Here is a 5,332-nt window from a genome sequence, read left to right as displayed (position 1 = left end):
CGTCAATCGCCCCTTGATCCGTCGTTCCTTCCAATGTATCGAACTTATCGTCCGTGAACAGATCTTCCACTTTGTTCTTCGCATCGGTTAGGTCTTTTTCTTCTTGTTCTTTTTTGTTCAATAAATCTTGCGCTTTGTTCAATAAGTCTTGCAGACGGTCTTTTTCTGCACCTTCAGGAAGGTTATTGACCGCTTCTTGGGCTTCGTCTATCGGTCCTTGATCGGTACTTCCTTTCAATGTGTCGAACTTATCATCCGTGAACAGATCTTCCACTTTGTTCTTCGCATCGTTCAATTCTTTTTCGGCTTGTTTGTTCTTGTTCAATAAATCTTGGGCGTTATTCAGGAGCTCTTCTAGTCGCTCTTTTTCCGGTCCCGCTGGTAATTTGCTGACTGCTTCTTTCGCTTCGTCTATCGCCCCTTGATCCGCGGTCTCTTTCAATGTGTCGAACTTATCATCCGTGAACAGATCTTCTACTTTGTTTTTCGCATCGTTCAAGTCTTTTTCGGCTTGTTCTTTTTTATTCATTAAATCTTTCGCTTTGTTCACTAAATCTTGTAATCGATTTTTTTCAGGACCGGCTGGTAATTTATTGACTGCATTTTGGGCTTCGTCAATCGCTGCTTGATTCGTCGAACCTTTCAATGTGTCGAACTTGTTATCCGTGAACAGATTTTCTACTTTGTTCTTCGCATCAGCCAATTCTCTTTCTTCTTGTGTATCTCTTAACTCAATCTGTTTGGTTTTAAACATGTACATATCTACTTTAGGAGTTTCTGACCAGAGGTACCCATTTGGGCGATAATTAGCTACCCATTTAAAAGGGTCACCACCCCAGCCTTTATACATTTTGGTAGGGGTATTGGACGTTTCCTCCCAAATTCTAAACTCATCCGTTTCCACATGAAAACTCAAGCTTTGTCCATTATCAAAGGCTGTCTTATTACGCGAGGATATTAAAACATGCTTTGGTTTGGTAAAATACATATTGGCTGCATATGGTGCATACATTGCAACTCCATTTTCTGTACGCACATTAAGTTTTGCCTTTTCATTAATCCTTACATTATTATAAAACGAGAGCATAGCTGATGTATCTGTACCTTCTCTAGTCATATTCAATTCTGCCTCTGAATCCATTTTGAAATCTCGCAATGCCCCATCGTACGTAAAACTTTTTTGCCCAATAATATTCACTTTTGCATTTTTACCAATTACTAATCTGCCATAATCATTTGTCGCATAAAATATTGCTTGCCCACTTTTTTTAGTATAAATATCCAGTATCGCATTAGGTGCGACTACAAAATTAGGTAGTTTTGCAACAGTCCAAATAACGGAATAGGCACTATCATGAACTATGGAAGTGTCACCTTGAAATTCCACATCTCCTATTTCAGCCATTTCTTGACCCGTAATGTTTATGGTGTTTAATCCTTTAAAAGTTGCTTTTCCACCTTTGTTGTAAATCATTTGCGGTCCACTATATGTTACATTCTCAAATGTTTGTTCTACACCATTTAATCCATTCCCTATTGCAATTACACCATAAGGGTTGTTACCTATAATATTTATATTCTTTATAGTGGTACTTTGTAATTCGTATGCATACCCATAATATATGCTATCCAAATTCCCTGTTCTTCCAGTTTGCGTTAACGTATAGTTATTTCCATCAATCACTATATTTGTTTTTTTTGCCTGAATTCTAATTGTGCCACTTACATCAATATTTCTTCCAAATTTGACTGTCGTTATTCCGTTATCTCCTTCTAACGCAGCCTTTAACTCCGCATAATTGTTGACGAACGCTTCGTTGCCCATCAAAGCTCTTGCCGCTTTACTCTGTGATTGGGTTTCCTTTGTTTGTGTACGCGATTCCTGACCTTTGGCCTCAGACTCTTGCGCATTCGTAACTTCCTTATTTGGTGTTGAGGATTCCTCCGCAAATCCTGCACTTGGGATTAATAGAGAACTTGCTAAAAGAAATGATGTTGTCATAACGTTGATAGGTTTTAACATTTTACTTTTCTTCATAAATGAAACGCTCCTCATAACTTAATTTTACTTACAAGATTAATATACTTTTTTTCGACAAGTACCTCGTTCCAAAAATGACTCATAAAAAATCATTTTAGGAACAACATTAGGGCATTAAACATCAATTTTCATGTGATTATTTTCATTTATGGCGATGTGTTTAATCGGGAGAAATGATCCTGCAATTTATAAAAGCCTATCTCCTTATCAAATCCACCATAAAATTCAAACTTTCTGTCTGGGGTTACAATCATTATGGTTACATAACTAAAAAAGTGATAAGAGAAACCATTGGTCACTCTTATCACTTTTATGCTTGAAAGGATTTATTCTTTTCATTCCTAAAGAGTTTCTTCTATTATTCTTGCAGCTCATTACGTCGAATTACTTGAACATATATATCATCCAGTGCATAAGTGGCTACTCCGGTACGCATCCATTCACCTTTCCTCCGTAACTTCTTACATATCACTTTTACATTTATTCACCCTTTTTTTCCTTGGGCACTTTTAAGAAAGGATAGTGACGTTAGTAAAATGAGGGTGATTTTCAGCGTATTTATTTCTTGTTCATTTAATAAAAGATACATCAAAAATAAGACTAAAAAGGCTTGAATAAAATAGATCCTGTATTTCAAAAGGATGGACCAAATTTGTGACATCCATAGTAAAAAAAAGTTAAATGGCTTCGACATCATCTTTCTCCTTAATCATGATGTTGATATTATCTAGATTTATATTCTCGCATCATTATATACAAATAGGTGAATAGCGTTATTTCATATTGTAAAAACATTCGTTCAGAAAAAAATGCCGTTCATTTTTCATAAATGGAACTTTGCTCTGTTTTTTCATTAGATTTTGAACATGTTTGTGCTAATCAGAGTGAGCGGATGATTTTTCTTCAGAGGAACTAAGTTTGAATGAAATCGTGTAGAAAAAAAAGAGTGGAAATCGCAAATATTTTATTTCTTAAAAGATCAAAAAAATCATTCTTAATTCAGGGAAATTAAAACAACCTGCCCCCTAGGAGCATAGGGAACAGGCAGCCTGAGTGTTTATCCAAGGCACAATGTTTTGGAGCCGCTCAGAGAATAGGGTCTTCTTTTACAATGGGGTTTAGGGGAAAGAAGGGACCTCTCTGCTACTTTATTTTATAACATATACAAAATCAGATCGTTCCAAAAATGAAATGACATAAACCATTTTTTATATTTCACTTACTGTAAGAGGTTTTTATAGGATTGGAAAGGAGTGCCATGAACGAAATCTTAACTTTATATCTTGGATTTATGGACAAATGGCATTCATCTGCATCATAAGGAGATTTGTTCAGATTCGATGGATTAGTCACCAACTGGAACTGAATTTTTTTAAATCAGATTGATTAATCGACAAATAAAAAAAGATTGTAGAGAGAATGACGCTTTCCCTACAATCCAGAACAAGCTAACTTATTTCTTTTAAGCATACTTCTTACTTTCCTCGTCTTTAAAAAAGCTCTTCATTGCATGGAAAACGTCAGCCTTTTGTTTAAGAATAAAGTACCTGAATTTTTCATTATCGATGTTCTTATAAGCTGTCATCAATGTCGAATGACGATTGTATTGATTGACTTCCCCGTAGCCGAACATATTGGAGACCTTCATGAGTTCTTCAACAAGCTTAACGCAGCGGACGTTATCGGATGTTAGGTTATCACCATCGGAAAAGTGAAACGGATAGATATTAAATTTCGCGGGGTCATATTTATGATCAATAAGTTCTAATGCTTTTCGGTATACGGACGAACAAATCGTACCGCCGCTTTCCCCTTTTGAAAAGAAATCCTCTTCCGGAACAACTTTCGCTTCTGTATGATGGGCAATGAACTCGATTTCCACCGTTTCATATTTTGTCCGCAAGAAACGGTTCATCCAAAAGAAAAAGCTTCGAGCCATATATTTTTCCCATAACCCCATACTTCCGGAAGTATCCATCATTGCCAGTACAACTGCTTTGGAATCAGGTTTCTGAATCTCATTCCAGGTTTTGAATTTAAAGTCTTCCTTATAAATAGGATGAAAACCTGGGTCCCCTCTTAAGGCGTTCCGTTTGAAAGCCGATATCATCGTTTTCTTTTTATCGATATTACCCATTAGGCCTGTCTTGCGGATGTCGTTGAATTCGATGTGTTCAAGCGTGTGCTCCGCGTGTTCTTTCTTCTGAAGATTAGGGAGTTCCAATTGACTGAACAGCGCTTCCTCCAATTCCATCATCGACACTTCGGCTTCATAATAATCCTCGCCTGCCTTATCACCTGCACCTTGGCCCTTACCGGCCCCGGCATCGGACGGTGAGCCATCCCTTGCGACCACATCCCCCACTTTACTGTCTCCATCGCCTTGCCCTACATGTTTGTTTTTATCATAGTTATAACGAATTTTGTATTCATCCAAGGAGCGAATGGGAATCTTGATAACATCCCGGCCATTGGACATCACGATGCTTTCTTCTGAAATTAGATCAGGCAAATTATTCTTGATCGCTTCCTGCACCTTTTCCTGATGACGTTGTTGATCATCATAGCCTTTCCGATGGAGGGACCAATTTTCCTGTGAGATAACATACTGTTGATTACTCTCTTCCGACATTCTCTTCCCCCCTTAAAAATGTTTGCACGCTTTTCATCATTCCTTCATATAATAAATTAGTGTGGGAAAGCCCACATCATTCCGGTTTTCCAATCAAAAATACAGTGCGAAAAAACGGATTAAAAGAAAAGTATTACTCTATCTTATGCAGCGATGCTGGATAATTTACAACAAAATTCAATAATGGACGTTTGCCTACGAACTAGACAAGTCCTGACATGGGCATTAGAAGCCTTTTAAAGTTCTTTCAAAAAAATGTTAATGAAAATAAATATTTCAAAAAAACGAACAGACCTGATGATCATCAGGTCTGTTCGTTTTTTTAGCGGGTGTCATTTTTCGGGTTATAGGATTATTTACATGCCAGTATAATTAATGAAATACAACAAAAAGGGTGTCCCAGCAGTTTTTCTGGACACCCCTTTTATACAGATAGAATGGTTCTGGTTGTTAAATTCGTCAATCTTTATCTTCCTCTATTTCATGTTGAACTGTACCTGGGCGTTTATCCCACTCTTTCAATTCTTCATTCGTCCTTTGATTTTCCATCTGCTTTCCAAGTTCTTTCATCTCTTCATAATCCTTAGCCATGGAGCTATTTTCCGGAACATGTTCTTTTTTCAATTCTTCTTTACTCATTTGCCATCACCTCTACTTAT

Annotated in this window: 3 protein-coding genes; all 3 read right to left on the bottom strand. The window is 37.1% G+C overall.

The genetic code is table 11. The features are described from left to right. Positions 1–2,038, bottom strand: a 2,038-nt coding sequence (locus ACFVS1_RS00630) for a toxin Cry1Ac domain D-VI-related protein (RefSeq protein WP_387544667.1), incomplete at its 3' end; no start/stop codon positions are given. 1,465 nt (positions 2,039–3,503) lie between these two features. Further along, positions 3,504–4,673, bottom strand: a complete 1,170-nt coding sequence (gene yhbH, locus ACFVS1_RS00625) for a sporulation protein YhbH (protein WP_352925761.1) — start codon at positions 4,671–4,673, stop codon at positions 3,504–3,506. A 459-nt stretch (positions 4,674–5,132) separates the two neighbouring features. Next, the gene (locus tag ACFVS1_RS00620) at positions 5,133–5,312 is read right to left on the bottom strand and encodes a hypothetical protein (protein ID WP_063235975.1); all 180 of its coding nucleotides are present in this window, start codon (positions 5,310–5,312) and stop codon (positions 5,133–5,135) included. Between the last annotated feature and the right edge of the window lie 20 nt (positions 5,313–5,332).

Source organism: Peribacillus sp. NPDC058075 (genome assembly GCF_042885195.1).
In the GTDB taxonomy this organism is placed as follows: domain Bacteria; phylum Bacillota; class Bacilli; order Bacillales; family DSM-1321; genus Peribacillus.
Note: the sequence above shows the minus strand (reverse complement) of the source record. Positions and strands in the feature narration are given on the sequence as shown.